This is a genomic window from Methylovorus mays, assembly GCF_020531915.1.
Taxonomy (GTDB): Bacteria; Pseudomonadota; Gammaproteobacteria; order Burkholderiales; family Methylophilaceae; genus Methylovorus; species Methylovorus mays.
In genome coordinates, this window is the sequence record NZ_JAJAVG010000004.1 from 759,517 (window position 1) to 775,729 (window position 16,213).

The following is a 16,213-nucleotide window of genomic DNA, read 5'->3' on the forward strand; positions in this document are numbered from 1 at the left end:
GGGGAACACCATGTCGTTGATTAAACAGTTATGGATCGCTATCAGTCTGCTCATGCTGCTGGTATTTGCGGCCTGCGTCATTGCCAGCATTGAGTCCAGCAAGCACACGCTGGAACAGCAGTTGCAGATGAAGAACATCGACAATGCGACCTCACTGGCGCTTTCGCTGTCGCAGATCGACAAGGAAGACCCGGTAAACGTGGCCCTGCTGTTATCCGCCCAGTTTGATAACGGACATTACCAGCGCATCAAACTGGTCGACCCTGAAGGCAAGCTGATCACCGAACATTACAACGCTGACATACAACCCCATACCCCCAGCTGGTTTAATCGCGCATTCAGTATCGAGGTGCATCCCGGCGTGGCGCAGGTGCAAAATGGCTGGTCGCAATACGGTACCCTCTCGCTGGAAAGCGATGCCACCTTTGCCTATCAGGCCTTGTGGGATGGCTCGAAGAAAATGCTGCTATGGAGCGTGGCTATTGCCTTGCTGGCAGGTGTACTGGGCTCCTGGCTGCTACGCATCATCACCCGCCCGTTGAGCGAGATGGCCAACATGGCGGAAGCGATTGGTGATCAGCGATTCATCACCATTGCCGAACCGCGCGTCACCGAATTCAAATCGCTGGCACAAGCCATGAACCGTTTGTCCAATCGCATCCGGAAAATGCTCAACGAGCAATCGCAGCTGCTGGAGCAACTGCGCTTTGAAGCCAACTACGAGCCCATCTCCGGACTCATGAACCGCAAGTATTTCACCAGTCGCGTATCGGCCTATCTGGATAATGAAGACAACTTTGAAGAAGGCGTCCTGGTGGTCTCGCATATTGCCGAGCTGGCCGAGATCAATGCCAAATTTGGCGGCACCGGGACCGACCAGATACTCAAACGCATCGGCCACGCCTTGACCGAACTGTGCCAGCCTGAAAATGTCATGTTTGCCGGACGCCTGAGCGGCGCTGACTTTGCAGTCTTTAGCGCCAGTCAACAAAACCGCGAGCTGCTGTGCCAGCAGGTAAAAGACGCCATCATCAGCGCTGCCGCCATTGAAGACAGCTTCCCTGAATTCGCCCCGCGCACCATCGCCAGCAATATCGGCAGATCGCAGCAGCTGGATAGCCTGAAAGACCTGATCGCCGTGATTCGCGAGCGCAACGACCTTGCGCAATTGCAACTGGAAATCGATGACCTTGCCCAGCAGGCCACCACGCAGCTGACCACCACCCGCACCGAGAGTGAATGGCGCGCGCGCCTGGATAACGCCATCATGTCCAAGCGCCTGCGCCTGGCGAGCTTCCCGGTGATCAGCCCGGCCAACACCCTGATCCACAACGAAGGCCCGATGCGACTGCAGCTGGAGCCCAACGGCCCCTGGCTGCCTGCCGCCGAATTTATCGGCTGGGCCATCAAACTGGACCTGATTACGGAAATGGACGATTTGCTCGTGCAGATTGCCATTGAGGATCTCAAGAATGGCAAGCCCGCCATTGGCCTGAACATCTCCTCACGCGCAGTCAGCAATCCGGCTTATCTGGAACATCTGCGTACACTGCTGCAGGCCAATCCGCAAGTGGCCGACAAGCTATGGCTGGAGGTGCCGGAAGATGGTGTGTTCCGCCATATGGAAGCTTTCCGCAACTTCTGCCTCACACTGAAACCGCTGGGCTGCCATATTGGCGTGGAACACGTGGGTGCGCAGGTGGCGCGTCTGGGCGAGCTGCATGACCTTGGTCTCAGCTACATCAAAATCGACGCGTCCGTGATTCGCCATATCGACACCAATACCGGCAACCAGGCTTTCCTGAAAGGCCTGTGCCTGATCGTCCATTCTCTGGGCATGATGGCGATTGCCGAGGGCGTGCAAACGAACGAAGAAATCGCCGCCCTGCCCGCCTTGGGCATCGACGGCATGACCGGCCCCGCTATCCAGACACCAACGGTGTAAGCGTTTCGGTTAAGGTGGGCGCAGACTTCACTCGGCCCATCCCACCCCGGGTTAATAAACGTCCAAGAACAAACCCCATCCAGTACGGATGGGGTTTGTTTTTTCTACGCTGCCGATGACCTAAATCCCTTCAGCATGGCTTGAGGTTATCGGGTCGGCGCACGACTTAAATCACCGGCTTTTCATCATCGACCAGCAAGTCCAGCCCTTTGCCCTGAGTACGCCAGGATTGGCGCTGCACCAAGCGTTTCTGGGCAGCATCAGGGAAGTCGGTGAAGTGAATCACATCGCGCTCGATCAATAGCAGGATCAAATCTTCCAGTACCCGCGCAAGCTGAATGTCACTCTCGCGAAACGCATTCTGATCCTTGAGCGAGCTTTCCAGATACTGCAGATACTCTGGCGATTTGCCATCCATGGGCTCCCAGCCTGGGGAGTCCATGGCCTCGCGACTCACCGCCTTGATATTGCCAGCCTGATCGCGCAATACGTATGGCATAACGCCCTTTCGGATAATTTAGTCGGTAACCAGTTTGTTGTTGTTTACCAGGTTGGCGATGATCGCGGCATCGGTATTGCCTGCCGTGGTCAAATCCACGCCCGCCAGCACAATGGTCTGGTTTTCAGCAGCACTGTTGAAGCTTGCGCCGACCGTGTGACTATCCGCCGAGAAACCGCCAGTGGAGCTGATATGCACGATGGTATCACTGCCTGATTTTTCAAAGTGCAGGTAGTTTTGCAGGTTGCTGGAGTTTTCACCGGTCAGCAAATCGCGCAAGTCGAGTTTATCGCCACCAGAGGCTACCGATGCCTTGTTGAAGTCAGCCACCGTATCCACCGCAGGTGTACCTTGCGTACCCGCATCAGCCAGATTCCACTTGAAGGTATCAACCCCGGCACCACCACTCAGCGTGTCGTTGCCAGCACCGCCCACGATGGTATCGTTGCCATTGTCACCATACAAGCGATCCGCACCGCCACCGCCCAGCAGCATGTCATTGCCATCGCGCCCCATGATGAGATCGGGGTGATCCGAGCCGGTAATGGTTTCAGCGGCTGTGGTGCCGACCTGTACATTGGTCTTGTCGACGTTGATGGTCACCGTGGAGCTTGCGGTATCGCCATCATTATCCTGCAAGACGTAATCCATCTTTTCGGTAACGGCAGCGGTCAAGCCATCTGGCGCCTTGTAAGAATAACTGCCGCTGTCCATGTCCACCACAAACTGACCACCATACTGCGTGGTCACGGTGATTTCGTGCGTTGTACTGTTATAGGTACTGTTATTGGTACCCACCACCTCAATCAGACCGGTCTCGGCATTGAAACGGTACTCGGTACCTTCCACCGAAATGCTGCCGACGAAACCACCATCGGCTCCCACGCCATTGCCGATGATGTTACCGGTAATGAGCTCGCCTGCGGCCTGATTCTGGATGGTACCTGCCAGCACAGCATCCAGCTGGGTGAAACTGGTGACCAGAATGCCATTCATGTTGGTGTTGGTCTGACCGTCATAAGCCACTGGATTCAGGGCGTTTACACTGTTGATGTCGCTGCCCACACCAATTGCATACGACTTGATCTGGTTGGCTTCCAGAAAGGTCTTCCAGGCAGCTTCCTCTTGTGCTTGGATACCGGCATCCGAGAGGGTGGTGTTGGTGTTGCCAGCCAAGCTGGTACTGTTGCCACTGCCGGTATTGGGTTCGCCATCGGAAATAAAGTAAGACACATTCTGCGCATTAGTCAGTTTGCCTGGATCATCAAAGGCATCCATCGCGTGCGACAGTGCACTGTCGTAATTGGTACTGCCGCCGGCGCCGTTGGCCAGAATCAGATCCAGCTGCGCCTTGGCTTCATCAATCGTCATCCAGTCACCGCCAGATTGTGAAGCTGCCGTGGAGAATATAACCAGACTGACACGGGTATCGCCCAGCGCATCGTATTTATCCAGCAAGACCTTGATCGACTCAATGGCACTTGCCAGGCGTGTGGTACCGTCCACGCCATCCTGGGCCCGCATGCTGCCGGAGATATCCAGCGTGATCATCAGATTGGTATCTGTCGTCGCCAAATCGGCCGAAATCGGATTGGCGACAGGCGAGTCATCTTCCACATTCACGGTCAGATTACCTACCGAAGTAACGCCATTGGCAGTCGCACTGACGCCCACATTCAGGGTCAGCACGTCTTCTGTCGTGGTGTCAGGATGATCCAGCGGCTTCAGCAGATTGACATCGTACTCGCCAGCGTTATTGATGCTGATGGTCAGCACAGGCTCACCACCGGCAGAGCCGGTCAGGGTGCCAGTACCACTGCCGGTCCAGGTAATCAGCTCACCACCGGAGTAATAGTCACCGGTAGGTGCTGTCAGCACCACCGAGGTAATCGCATCGCCATCCGGATCGCTGATGGTGATAGTGCCATGCGTGCTGGCGCTGTTCGTCATATCCACGGTGCCGCCACTGTCTGGCAGGCAGCCTGGCAATCCTTCTTCAGACACATATGCTGTTGACGAGCCGACCGTTGGCGGGCTGTCATCTTTTGCGCCATCAATGGTAATGGTCAGGTTTGCTGAGGCCGTGGTTCCATCGCCATCGGCGATGGTGTAGCTGAACACATCCTGCAGCGACTGGTTGGCATTCAGCGCATTCACCGCCGGATTGGCGTTGTTAAGCGTGTAGGTATAGCTGCCGTCGGCATTCAACACCAGCGTGCCGTACAAGCCAACAAACGTGCCAGTTGTCGTCACTGGAGTGGCATTGACGTCCGCGCCGACGGTGTCGTTATCCAACACGTTACCGCTGACATGGTCAGGCGATGCATCTTCGGTAATGCTGTTGCTGTCATTCTCCGCAGTAGGTGCGCTGTCGGTGATCACAATATCCAGCGGCGAGCTGGTCGACACGCCATTGGCATCTGTCAGGGTTACGCCAATGCTGTCTGTCACATCGGAGTTGCTGCTCTGAACATCAGGGTCATAGGTGTAGCTGACGACACCGGTAGTGGCGTCATAGCCCGTCAGTACCAGCGTGCCACGGGCCGTGGTGATGGTAATCGGGTCCGTTGCCAGATTGTTCAGTTGTTCCAGGGTCACGACGTGATCCGTGGTACCACTGATGGTGATGCTGCTGATGCCAGCTTCGGCTTCCACCAGGAAGCTGCCTGGGGTAGCGTCAGCCGTTTCAGGCAGGGTGGTACCTTCAACCACCAACCCTGGCGGGCTGTCGGTATGACCATTGATGGTGATGGTCAGATTAGCTGTCGCTTCGCTACCGTCTGCATCCTGAATGGTGTAGCTGAATACATCCTGCAGCGACTGGTTGTCGTTCAGCGCATTGACGGCCGGATTGGCGTTATTCAGCGTGTAGGTATAGCTGCCGTCGGCATTCAATACCAGTGTGCCGTACTGGCCAACAAAGGTACCGGTGGTCGTGACGGGATCTGCCTTGACATCCGCGCCAATCGAGTCGTTACCGAATACATTGCCGCTAACAGTATCAGGCGTGTCATTTTCGGTAATGCTGTTGGTGTCATTCTCCGCAGTAGGGCCGGTGTCGGTAATATTCACATCCAGCGTATCCGTGGCGGTCTGACCGTTGGAGTCAGTCACGGTAATTGGCAGGCTGTCGGTGACCGTCGTGGCACTGGTCTGTACATTAGGATCGTAGGTATAGCTCACCACGCCCGTGGTCGCGTTATAGCCCACAACAGTCAGCGTCCCCTTGTCCGTAGTAATGACAATCGGAGTGGTACCGGCGTTGGTCAGCTGCGTCAGGGTAACAACGGTGGTGCCGATGGTGATGCTGGCAAGACCGGCAGGCGCCGTCACGGTGAAATCACCAGGAGTGGCACCATCAGTTTCTGGCAGGGTCATTTCGCCAGCTTCAACGCCGTTGTAGTCCGTCAACTCAATCGAAGGTGGGGCTGCAGGTGTGGCCGTTGCGCCTTCCGGGTCAGAATAAATGAAGGCTTCGCGCACGAAATCGATCACAGGAGGCGCACTGACCGGGTATTCATAGCTAAGCGGGGTCACGCCTTCCACAATGCGCAGCAGGTTCACAAAGGTGGAGCCGTGCTCATTGCCCGCAGCGCCGATCAGACCCGCAGCGGTTTCTTCCAGCACCTCGTTAATGTCGCGGCCTTGTTCAATGGCCTGGATAACAGCTTGCACGGTGGCTTCGCTGACGGCACTTTCGGTGCCTTCAGGGGCGATGAATTCAGCCAGCTCAGGGGTGAATTTCACCGTCTGGTCAGCTGAAATCTCGATTTTCTGGCCTGTGGTCAGGAGAATATCAACGACAACACCTTGCGCCGTCGTGACGACTTCGCCTGGCTGTATGCTGTCGCCCACCTTGAGCATGCGGCGTTCGCCACGTTCATTCACAGCAAATGCATTGCTGCCGCCATTGATTGCTACTACGGTACCGATCGCTGCCATGGTGTACCTGACCTTTCTACAAAATTACTGATGGAGCGATTAAACCCCATCCATGCATCAAAAAATATTGTACCAAGGTACTAGACCCCCACTTTTCGTCAGCCCTGTCGATCATTCAACATCAGGGCAAGCTGCAAGCGATCCCGTATCGCCAGCCGCTCAAAGATGGCCGTGAGGTGAGCCTTGACCGTGCGCTCGGTAATATCCAGCTCGCGCGCAATCAGTTTGTTGCTGAGGCCTTCTGCCGCCTTGAGCGCCACTTCGCGCTCACGCGGGGTGAGCTGATCCAGCGTGGCATTGATCTTGGTCTGGCTGGTGCCGGTCATGGTGCGGCCGACGGTGATCAGACGCTGCAAGACTTCCGGCCCCAGCCAGACTCCGCCCAGCTGCACCACACGCCGCACCTCGCGCAGCACATCGGCTGAACTATAAGCGTGGCAATAGCCTGCGGCGCCCTGCTGAAAAGCAGCCACCGCTTCATTGGTATCCGGCGCATTGGCCAGCACCAGCACGCGCGCCTGCGTAAAGCGGCTTAGCAGGCCTGTTACATCCGTCAGCATGCTGGCCGTGCTGTCCGCATTCACATGCAGCCAGATCAAGGCCTGACCAATATCGGCATTCAATGCGGCACTTTCCCTGAATACCGCCCCCTCGGGGCAAGCCTGCTGCCAATCCGCCAGCAAGCGCCCTCCTGCAGAAATGAAGATATCGCGCATGGTATTGTTATCGTTCCGTGAATGCGTATGAGCGAGCCTTGAGCACCGGCTTCAAGAGATAGGAAAGCACTGTCTTTCGGCCGGTCATGATATCCACCTGCGCCACCATGCCGGGAATAATCGGCAGGCCCTTGCCCAGGTTGGAGCGTATGGTTTTGACGCGGACGATATAGAACGCGTTACCTTTGTCGTCTACCACCGAGTCGGCGGAAATGCTTTCCACCTTGGCATCCAGCGTGCCATAGATGGTGTAGTCATAGGCCGTCAGTTTCACCGTGGCCGGCTGCCCAAAACTGATGAAGGCAATGTCACGCGGCTGGATTTTGGTTTCCAGGATCAGGGCGTCGTCGGTAGGCACGATCTCCATGACTTCCTTGCCAGGCTGGATAACACCTCCCACCGTATTGATGAACAGACGGCTCACGGTGCCCTTGACCGGTGACTTCAGCGTGGACTGCACCACCTTGTCATTCAACGCAACGCTGGTTTCCACCAGACTATTCAGCTTGGCGGTGGTATCCGACAACTCGGTGCGCACCTTGCTGCGGAAAGATTGCTGCGCCTCGCTCACCTTGCGCGAGGCTTCGGAAATCGCCGCCTGTACGCGACCGATCTGCGCACGGGCCTGATCGCGGTCGCCACGCAATCGGGCGGTATCACGCTCCAGACGCAACAGATCCACTTCAGAAACCGCACCGGTGCCCAGCAAGGGCTTGGTCACGGCCAGTTCACGGCTGCTCAGCTCCAGACCGCGCTCAGCCTGCTCCAGCTTGGCTTGTATTTCCATCAACTCACGCTGACGCTGGGTAAGCTGTTCGCGTGCAATCGCCACTTGCGAGGCCACTTCGTCCTTGCTGGCAAAATACAGTGCCTGCTCCTGCGAATACACCGATGGATTTTCCTTCATCACTTCCGGTGGCGGCTGGAAGGCGGTATCGTCCGCCAGCGCACGCAAGCGTGCCTGCTTGGCCACCAGCGACAGATATTGCGAGCGGTTTTCACGCAACGAGGAAATGGCGCGGGTTTCATCGATGCGCACCAGCGGCGTACCCACATTGACTGACTGCCCTTCATGCACCAGCAGCGAAGTGACAATCCCGCCGTCCAGTGACTGGATCACCTGCACCTGTTTGGAGGGGATCACCCGGCCTTCACCGCGTGTCACTTCATCCACCTTGGTCAGCGCCGCCCAGATGAGCAGCAGCACAATCACGCCAGCCACCCAGTACAGCACTTTTTTGGCCCGCAGGGTTTGCTGTTCCAGCATGGCGAGCTCGGCTTCTTCCTGCCATGATGCATCTTCCTCGGCCTTGGCTGGCGTCCATTTGTCCAGCATCCAGCGCACGGGCTTGCTGAGCAGGCCAATGCGATTGAAAAGCCCATGAATGGCACCCAGTGCCTTGAATAAAAGCTGGCTCATGCGGCTTTCCCCACTTTACCGGTGCGCAAGGCATCAATGACCAGATCCTTCTGACCATCTGCCATGATCTTGCCGCCGTCTATCACAATAATTCTATCCACCATGTCGAACAGCGATGATCGATGGGTAATCACCAGCAGCGTCCTGCCGCTGGAGGCTTCCGAAAGGCGTTTTTTCACCGCCTCTTCACCCGAGTGGTCCATGGCGCTGGTCGGTTCATCCAGCAGGTAGATCACCGGGTTGTTGATCACCGCACGGGCGATGCACACGCCCTGGCGCTGCCCGCCAGACAGCGTATCGCCACGCTCGCCCACGGGCATGTCAAAGCCTTGCGGATGCGTATTGATGAACTCATCTATGCCACCCACATGCGCGGCATGCAACACCTGCTCACCCGTGGCATGCGGGGCGGCAATCGCAATGTTGTCGCGCATGGAGCCGAAAAACAGATGGGTATCCTGTTGCACATAGCCAATGGCACGACGCAGCTCAGCGGGGTCTATCTGGCGTGAATCAATGCCGTCGATCAATATCGCCCCTCCGGTAGGCTGATAGAGCCCGAGTATCAGTTTCTGGATGGTAGTCTTGCCGGAGCCCATGCGACCGAGGATGGCGACATGCTCACCCGCTTTGATCTTGAAGGAGACATTGCGCAACGCGTTGGCCTCGGAGCCCGGATAGTTGAAGCTGACATCGCGAAACTCGATATCGCCCGTAAAACTGGGGCGTGACAAAAAGCGGAAATCCACCGGGCGCTCCACCGGCTTGTTCATGACTTCTTCCAGCGAAGTCAGTGAGGTGGCCGCATTGTGGTATTGCGTCATCATGCCTGCCGCTTGCGAGATCGGCGCCAGCGCACGCGAAGACAGCATGGTGCAGGCGATCATACCGCCCATGGTGAGGTCCCCATTAATCACCAGATACACGCCCAGCAACACCAGCGACACTGTCACCAGTTGCTGCAAGCCCATGGCGCCATTGTTGATGGAGGCGGACAGCAGCTTGAGCTTGCTGCCAACCTCGGTCAGGTAAGTCGCGGTTTTTTCCCAGCGACGCTGCATCTGGCCTTCAATCCCCAAGGCCTTCACGGTTTCCAGCCCGACCAGGCTTTCAATCAGCGTGGCATTGCGAATGGAGCTGGCGCGGAACATGGTTTCGGAAAGCTCCTGCATCTTGGTCTGCGCGCTGAAGGAATACACCAGCAGAATCGCCGCGCCCACCAGCACCGGAATCACCATGGGCCAGGAAATCCAGGCCATGACGCCAATAAAGATCAGGGCAAACGGAATATCAATCAGCGTGGTGATGGTGGCGGAGGTAATGAAGTCGCGCACGGTTTCAAAGGCGCGCAAATTGGCAGCAAACGAGCCCACCGAATTTGGCCGCTGCTCCATGCGCACGCCCAGCACCTGTTCCATGATGCGGGCCGACAGCTTGATATCCACGCGATGGCTGGCCCAGTCCAGGAAATAACCCCGGATGGTACGCAGGGCAAAATCCGCCAGAATGATCAGGCCTATGCCAGCGGCCAGGACCCACAGCGTTTCCACCGAGCGGTTAGGCACAATGCGGTCATACACATTCATGGTGAAAATAGGCATCGCCAGCGCAAACAGGTTGATCAGCAAAGCGGCCAGCATGATGTCGCGGTATACCTTGCTGTTTTCTGCCAGCGTTCCCCAGAACCAGTGGCGCATGCGCACATTGCCGACAGTGGGTGCGCGTTTGTCGAAGGTGAATTTGGGCTTGGCAACAATGGCGTAACCACTATAGCGCGACAGCAGCTCCTCTTCCGAAATGCTGACTTCGGCATCACCCAACTCGGGGAAGATCATGCGCAGATGCTGGCGCGACTCATCCCAGCCCACCAGCACACAGGCTTCGTCGTCTTCCAGCAGCAAAATCGCGGGAAGAAACTCGCGGCGTATATCACCCAGCGGCTTTTTGATGACCGTCGCCACCAGATTGGCACGGGCCGCCGTACGGCGCACCAGGGCTGGCGTCATTTTGCCATTGCGTAGCGGCAGGCCGGCACTCAGAGCATCCCGGGTGATGGCCACGCCATGGAAACGACACACAATCAACAGGGCTTCCAGCAGACTATCCTTGACCTGCGCTTGTGCCCCTAAAAATTCCTCATCACGATTCATAGTCACACTGTCTTTGCAATAACCCGGCAACTGCACTTGCCGCGGACATACCTTTGTTAATCATGCAAACACGAGGCCTGCGCCAGCATACGCAAGCGCATGGCATCGCCTTTGTGCCCGGCTGCGCGCCGCACATGAAAAAAGCCCGATCAGGATCGGGCCGGAATTTATTATTGGGGAGAAGCTGAGAGACAGCTTTTCATGAACGCCTTGCGCGCGTCGCCAGTCAGGGATTTGGCACTGGCATCCGCATTACAGGTTTTCATTTTTTCTTGCTGCGTGGGAGGAGTCGCTTTTGCACTCAGACAACCCTTCATGAAGGCCTTGCGTTCATCCCCTGTCAGCGACTTGGCGCTGGCATCGGCGTTGCAGGTTTTCATCTTGAGCTGCTGCGCTGACATGGGGTCAGCACTGAGGCAGTTTTTCATGAAAGCTTTGCGGGCATCACCAGCCAGGGACTGGCTGCTTGCCTCATCGTTACAGGATTTCATTTTTTCTTGCTGGGTACCGGCGTAAACCGTTGTCATACCCATGCAGATCAAGGCCATGGCGGCCAGTGTATTCTTCATGCTTCCCCCGTTATTGTGTTCGGCGCATTACTGCTGCTGTTTATCACAACACCCCGTGCAGTAGTATGCCGCATTTACGATGGCAATCACCATCGGCATGCGCCTGTGACTGAATATTAACCGAAGCATGCGGCAATACACAATCGGCGATCATGGGGAAATGGGAGTGCGGGAACCGGGGCGTAAATGCAAAAAGGGGAAAGCATCTCTGCTTTCCCCTTTAATCTGGAGCGGGAAACGAGTCATGCACTAGAGCGCTAAGTCTCTGTTTCCCAATCAATTTCTCCGCTGTGGTGAGCAGCGAAGGCCTGAATTCTAGCCTTGTTTTTTTTCCTCGTCAACAAAGTTCATCCACCAACTTCCATCAACGTCCAAGGACTGCCATTCCATTCTCTCGCCACGGACGCAGAACACGTCGCTACCAGAGGCCCACCACTGCCGCGCCGTCGCCGTTGGCACAACCTGGTCTCCTTGCGTCAGAAATGGCAACAGCATCGAGAGTTGAGACCGTGCTTGGGTGGATGCCGTGTGGACCACAGCTCAAGGTTGCTCGTGGCGAAGGTCACGCGGCGAGCGAGGAGAGATGGGGGCGTATGTTCACATCGCCTGGTCGGCTGACGACCGAGTCGGAGCGACGCACAACAGCCTCAAACTAGCCACAGCGCATCTTCGCTCGATGCTATGTCGATATATCAGGATGCCGAAACGAGCATGACATGCGCGGATTTCTCTACGTCCCTCTGGACGTGGAGCAGCGGATGCAATCCCCTGCGCCTTGTGAAACCGTGGGGATATCAGACCATATCGAATCGGTCTTGATGTGCTTGACGCACCCCATGACGCTGGCACCGTGAGCGCAATTGTCGAGCGTGCTTCTTCCTTATTACTCGACGGGCCGGCAACTGGTCAATTCTTGCATATCGAGCAAGAGAGAACCACCTGTGACGGGTGCCATGATCTCTTCCGTCCATGTTCCAGGGCATCGCCCCAGGCATCAGCCACAGGCATAACGAAAAAACAGCCCCTTGGTGGGGCAAGAAAGGAGCCGGTGATGTAGCGCTTCCGAAAGGAGACGAAAACATGCACAAGGAGCCACCACTATCAAAGGTGTTCTATCGTCCCATCGAAGCTGCCATACGGTGGGCTGGGTTGTTGCGGTACGAAGCGACGATCGTCGCATCGATCGCATCACCGCGTTGTCTGCCGCAGATGTTGGACTGCCCGCGATGGAACGAGTGTCGGCTGTACTCGGAACGCATCTACGACGGTATCCTCAACGCCGAACTGCCCTTCGGCAAGAACGGGATCACACTTAATGACCCAGATCTGGTGAGTTCACTCGATCTGACCGTCCGCCATGTCGATCTGAAGCGGTGGATGCGCACCCACTATCCCGAGCATCGGCCGGGATTTCTGTTCAGTCGCGGCGAGCGCATGGTGCATCCCTTCATCACCATCGAGACAGGACAGGCAATCCTGCTGGAACGGCTGGCTCTGCAGGCCGCGCTGGATCATAGCCGACGCGAGATGCGCGAACTGCAACAGCAACACGAAGTCTTGCTCAAGCAGTCCGCCGTACTGCTGGCTCCCAAGCAGAGCGTGATCAGTGATCGAGCGGAAACCACATACCTCAACATCATCGGCGGCATGCTGACGCTGATGCTGAGCCAATCCCCATCCGGCGTGCCGTACTCCAGCTTCAAGACACAGGAGGCCATCGTCACCGCATTGCTCGCCCACTATGGCGGCACCATGGGCATCACGGAGCGAACCTTGAACGGCAAGTTCGCCAATGCCAGGAAGAATGTCCGTAGCGCAGCCGCGTGAATTCTTCCATCTTGTATGTGCAGTCGCGGAGATTGCATTTGCAATGTTTTTCCGCAGCCATGTCTATTGAATAGAGGTCACGCCAACAAACGCCACTAAGCGTTCAGGAGTGACCGCCATGTCGCAAGTACCTGTACTGCCACCGCACGAGCGCCGCATCCTGCGGCTCGATGAAGTTGAAGCGAAGTCCGGCTTCAAACGCGCCCACATCTACAACCTGATGAAAAAGCGCCAGTTTCCACAGGCGCTGCGCCTCGGCGTGCGCGCCGTGGGCTGGGATTCGGTCGAGATCGACCAGTGGATCGCCGAACGCCTCAACAACCGGACCTGACCCGCTCCCCCCTCGATTTTCCCATCGCCAAACGGAGAGCGCCATGCAGGTCGTATCCATCATTTCAACGAAAGGTGGCGTCGGCAAGACGACCACGGCCGCCAACCTCGGCGGCCTCGCCGCGGACGCAGGGCTGCGTGTGCTGCTGCTCGATCTCGACGTGCAGCCGACCTTGTCCTCCTATTACGAACTGGCACACCGCGCTCCCGGCGGTATCTATGAGCTGCTGGCGTTCAACGAACGCGCCCTCGATCAGTTGGTGTCCCGCACCATCATCGCGGGCCTGGACCTGGTGCTCTCGAACGACCACCGGGGTGAACTGAACACGTTGCTACTGCACGCGCCAGACGGACGCCTGAGACTGCGGCACCTGCTGCCGGCGCTGGCGCCGCTTTATGACCTGGTGCTGATCGACACCCAGGGTGCACGCTCGGTGCTGTTGGAGATGGCGGTGCTCGCCTCTGACTTGGCGCTGTCGCCCGTGACCCCGGAAATCCTCGCGGCTCGCGAACTGCGGCGCGGCACCATGCAGTTGCTGGAAGACATCGCGCCATACCGACACCTCGGCATCGAGCCGCCGCCGCTGCACCTGCTCATCAATCGTGTCCATCCCGTATCCGCCAATGCGCGGCTGATCCAGAAGGCCCTGCGGGACCTGTTCCAGGATCATGCCGGCATCCGCGTGCTCGACACTGACGTGCCGGCGATCGAGGCATATCCGCGCGCCGCGACCCGTGGCCTGCCGGTGCATCGAGTCGAGCATCGCCAGCCACCGGGCAGAGTTGCGCCCGCCGCGCTCGACACCGTGCGCGCGCTCGCTGGCGAATTGTTCCCTCAATGGCAAGACAGATTTGCCCACGTTTCTGGCCGTCCTCCACGTTCTATTGAAACCGGGAGGTCGCATGGCGAACGCACATGAATTGGCCCGCGGCCACAAGCGGCTGCGCGCCCTGATCGAGTTTGCTGTGAGCGAAGGTTGGCACGTCAAGCGCACACGTGGCGGACACCTCAAGTTCACCAAGGCCGGCTGCGCCACCATCTACACCAGCTCGACAGCGAGCGACCACCGTGCGGACCTCAACGCCCGTGCGCAGATCCGTCGAGCCGAGCGCATGGCCCGGGCCTCCAACGCCGAGGGATGCGGCCATGGCTGAGATGACCTCCCAGGACATGGCCGGCAAGCTGCTTGCCGCCGGGTTCGAGCGCAGCGGCCCATCGGCCACGGCCCTGAGCGACCCCATCGCCGACACGCCGATGGTCGTGACACTGGACCAGTTGCGACCCTACGACCACGACCCCCGCAAAAAGCGCAACTCGGCCTACGATGAAATCAAGGCTTCCATTCGAGAGCGCGGCCTGGATGCGGCGCCAGCCATCACACGCCGTCCAGGCGACGCGCACTACATCATCCGCAACGGTGGCAACACCAGGCTGGCGATCCTGCGTGAACTCTGGGCGGAGACGAAGGACGAACGCTTTTTCCGCATATCGTGCCTGTTCCGGCCGTGGCCTGCGCGCGGAGAGATCGTCGCCCTGACCGGGCACCTCGCCGAGAACGAACTGCGCGGCGGCCTCACGTTCATCGAGCGCGCCTTGGGCGTCGAGAAGGCGCGCGAGTTCTATGAAGAAGAAAGCAGCACCACCCTGAGCCAGTCCGAGTTGGCCCGCCGCCTGGCCGCCGACGGCTTCCCGGTCCAGCAGTCGCACATCAGCCGCATGGCTGACGCAGTGCGCTACCTGCTGCCCGCGATCCCGACCGTCCTATATGGGGGCCTCGGCCGCCACCAGGTCGAGCGGCTGTCAGTCATGCGCAAGGCCAGCGAGCGCACGTGGGAGCACTATGCCAAGGGCCACTCCCTGTCGCTGGACTTCGACAGCTTCTTTCAGGAGGTGCTGTCGCAGTTCGACGTCCAGGCGGACGAGTTCTCGCCGCAGCGTGTACAGGACGAGTTGATCGGTCAGATGTCCGAGCTGCTGGGCATTGACTACGATCTGCTCGCCCTGGACCTGACCGAATCCGAGAGCCGTCATCGCGCCCTGGTCAGCGACCCAACCCCGCCTTCGGCGCCGCCGACATTGCCTGAGCCTGGGCGCATCGCACGGCCGCCGATCGAACCGGCACCGTCCCCCGCTACACCAGCACCTCCCGCAGGCCATTCCGAGGCCGTACGTACAAGGCGTGAAAACGATGCGGCCCCGAGCGAGGCATCCACGGCGAGCCCTGCAGCAGCGGCTGGCGATCTGCTTGCCGAGCACATCATCTCCCCGGCACCCACGACGGAGCGGCTCCAGTCCATCCAGCGCATGGTCGCCGACCAGTTGGGCGATGCGCTGCCACCCGACTTCTCGGCCAACGTATTGCAGTCGATACCCGTGCAGGCTGGTGGCCTCTATCCCATCTCGGACATCTGGCATATCGACCCTGGCCTCGACACGCCTGACCGGTTGCGCATCCACATCGCGCAGTTCGCGCGCGAGATCGCGGGCGAGGCCGACCTGGACGAGTGCGTCGAGGATCGACCTGACGGCATCGGGTTCGCGTGTCGTACCCCGACTCAAGCTTCGTCGCCACTGGGCCGCGCTGTGCTCGCGCTGCTGGTTTCCCTGGCCGGTCAGCAGCCAGCCGGCGTCGGCTTGGACAGCGGGCAAGTCGCCACCGATCTGCCAACGCTGTTGCACGGCCACAGCCATCGTCATGACGACCGGGCGCAGCGATTGAGCGACACCGCGCTGGTCAAGTTGTTCCGGCTGCTGCGACTGGCCCGGCGCTTGTTGGATCTGGAGCCCGGCGCTGTCGGTCCTGGGACCTGAGCG

Annotated in this window: 13 protein-coding genes; 7 read left to right on the forward strand and 6 right to left on the reverse strand. The window is 58.4% G+C overall.

Going from position 1 to position 16,213, the window contains the following annotated elements; genetic code table 11:
* Positions 1-10 precede the first annotated feature (10 nt).
* Entirely contained in the window at positions 11-1,945 is a 1,935-nt protein-coding gene (locus tag LG203_RS05820) for a bifunctional diguanylate cyclase/phosphodiesterase (protein WP_230344901.1), read from the forward strand.
* Positions 1,946-2,111: 166 nt separating this feature from the next.
* Here the strand turns inward: LG203_RS05820 and LG203_RS05825 are convergent, their stop codons facing one another.
* From LG203_RS05825 to LG203_RS14470, 6 genes are all read right to left on the reverse strand, one after another.
* A complete protein-coding gene (locus tag LG203_RS05825; RefSeq protein WP_230344902.1) occupies positions 2,112-2,444 on the reverse strand; it encodes a hypothetical protein in 333 nt (110 codons plus the stop codon).
* An 18-nt stretch (positions 2,445-2,462) separates the two neighbouring features.
* Positions 2,463-6,386, reverse strand: a complete 3,924-nt coding sequence (locus tag LG203_RS05830; protein ID WP_230344903.1) for a retention module-containing protein — start codon at positions 6,384-6,386, stop codon at positions 2,463-2,465.
* Positions 6,387-6,484: 98 nt separating this feature from the next.
* On the reverse strand, positions 6,485-7,102 hold the full coding sequence (locus tag LG203_RS05835) for a LuxR family transcriptional regulator (protein WP_230344904.1): 618 nt from the start codon (positions 7,100-7,102) through the stop codon (positions 6,485-6,487).
* Between the two features lie 7 nt (positions 7,103-7,109).
* Positions 7,110-8,522 carry an HlyD family type I secretion periplasmic adaptor subunit gene (locus LG203_RS05840; RefSeq protein ID WP_230344905.1) on the reverse strand — a complete coding sequence of 471 codons (1,413 nt, stop codon included), beginning with the start codon at positions 8,520-8,522 and terminating at the stop codon, positions 7,110-7,112.
* The gene (locus tag LG203_RS05845; protein WP_230344906.1) at positions 8,519-10,672 is read right to left on the reverse strand and encodes a type I secretion system permease/ATPase; all 2,154 of its coding nucleotides are present in this window, start codon (positions 10,670-10,672) and stop codon (positions 8,519-8,521) included. The genes LG203_RS05840 and LG203_RS05845 overlap by 4 nt, the downstream gene beginning before the upstream one ends.
* 170 nt (positions 10,673-10,842) lie before the next feature.
* On the reverse strand, positions 10,843-11,241 hold the full coding sequence (locus LG203_RS14470) for a PsiF family protein (protein ID WP_407665358.1): 399 nt from the start codon (positions 11,239-11,241) through the stop codon (positions 10,843-10,845).
* A gap of 716 nt (positions 11,242-11,957) precedes the next feature.
* Here LG203_RS14470 and LG203_RS05860 point away from each other — a divergent pair.
* The 6 genes from LG203_RS05860 to LG203_RS05885 all read left to right on the forward strand — a co-directional run bounded on the left by LG203_RS05860 (position 11,958) and on the right by LG203_RS05885 (position 16,210).
* Positions 11,958-12,095: a hypothetical protein gene (locus tag LG203_RS05860; protein ID WP_230344907.1), complete on the forward strand. Its 138-nt coding sequence runs from the start codon at positions 11,958-11,960 to the stop codon at positions 12,093-12,095.
* A gap of 355 nt (positions 12,096-12,450) precedes the next feature.
* Positions 12,451-13,068: a hypothetical protein gene (locus LG203_RS05865; protein ID WP_456085637.1), complete on the forward strand. Its 618-nt coding sequence runs from the start codon at positions 12,451-12,453 to the stop codon at positions 13,066-13,068.
* 118 nt (positions 13,069-13,186) lie between these two features.
* Entirely contained in the window at positions 13,187-13,399 is a 213-nt protein-coding gene (locus LG203_RS05870; RefSeq protein WP_012112310.1) for an AlpA family transcriptional regulator, read from the forward strand.
* A gap of 43 nt (positions 13,400-13,442) precedes the next feature.
* Positions 13,443-14,318, forward strand: coding sequence for a ParA family protein (locus tag LG203_RS05875; RefSeq protein WP_169884182.1), 876 nt, complete (start codon positions 13,443-13,445; stop codon positions 14,316-14,318).
* A complete protein-coding gene (locus tag LG203_RS05880; RefSeq protein ID WP_169884181.1) occupies positions 14,302-14,553 on the forward strand; it encodes a hypothetical protein in 252 nt (83 codons plus the stop codon). Before LG203_RS05875 ends, LG203_RS05880 begins: the two co-directional genes overlap by 17 nt.
* Positions 14,546-16,210 (forward strand): ParB family protein, encoded by a 1,665-nt coding sequence (locus LG203_RS05885; RefSeq protein WP_230344909.1) that lies wholly within the window; start codon positions 14,546-14,548, stop codon positions 16,208-16,210. The genes LG203_RS05880 and LG203_RS05885 overlap by 8 nt, the downstream gene beginning before the upstream one ends.
* Positions 16,211-16,213: the final 3 nt, after the last annotated feature.

Excerpts from the sequence above, each read along its gene's own strand:
- LG203_RS05860 (WP_230344907.1), top strand. The coding sequence starts at position 11,958 with ATGCGCGGATTTCTCTACGTCCCTCTGGACGTGGAGCAGCGGATGCAA.
- LG203_RS14470 (WP_407665358.1), bottom strand. The coding sequence starts at position 11,241 with ATGAAGAATACACTGGCCGCCATGGCCTTGATCTGCATGGGTATGACA.
- LG203_RS05825 (WP_230344902.1), bottom strand. The coding sequence starts at position 2,444 with ATGCCATACGTATTGCGCGATCAGGCTGGCAATATCAAGGCGGTGAGT.
- LG203_RS05845 (WP_230344906.1), bottom strand. The coding sequence starts at position 10,672 with ATGAATCGTGATGAGGAATTTTTAGGGGCACAAGCGCAGGTCAAGGAT.
- LG203_RS05865 (WP_456085637.1), top strand. The coding sequence starts at position 12,451 with ATGTTGGACTGCCCGCGATGGAACGAGTGTCGGCTGTACTCGGAACGC.
- LG203_RS05885 (WP_230344909.1), top strand. The coding sequence starts at position 14,546 with ATGGCTGAGATGACCTCCCAGGACATGGCCGGCAAGCTGCTTGCCGCC.
- LG203_RS05835 (WP_230344904.1), bottom strand. The coding sequence starts at position 7,102 with ATGCGCGATATCTTCATTTCTGCAGGAGGGCGCTTGCTGGCGGATTGG.
- LG203_RS05870 (WP_012112310.1), top strand. The coding sequence starts at position 13,187 with ATGTCGCAAGTACCTGTACTGCCACCGCACGAGCGCCGCATCCTGCGG.
- LG203_RS05820 (WP_230344901.1), top strand. The coding sequence starts at position 11 with ATGTCGTTGATTAAACAGTTATGGATCGCTATCAGTCTGCTCATGCTG.
- LG203_RS05830 (WP_230344903.1), bottom strand. The coding sequence starts at position 6,386 with ATGGCAGCGATCGGTACCGTAGTAGCAATCAATGGCGGCAGCAATGCA.
- LG203_RS05840 (WP_230344905.1), bottom strand. The coding sequence starts at position 8,522 with ATGAGCCAGCTTTTATTCAAGGCACTGGGTGCCATTCATGGGCTTTTC.
- LG203_RS05880 (WP_169884181.1), top strand. The coding sequence starts at position 14,302 with ATGGCGAACGCACATGAATTGGCCCGCGGCCACAAGCGGCTGCGCGCC.
- LG203_RS05875 (WP_169884182.1), top strand. The coding sequence starts at position 13,443 with ATGCAGGTCGTATCCATCATTTCAACGAAAGGTGGCGTCGGCAAGACG.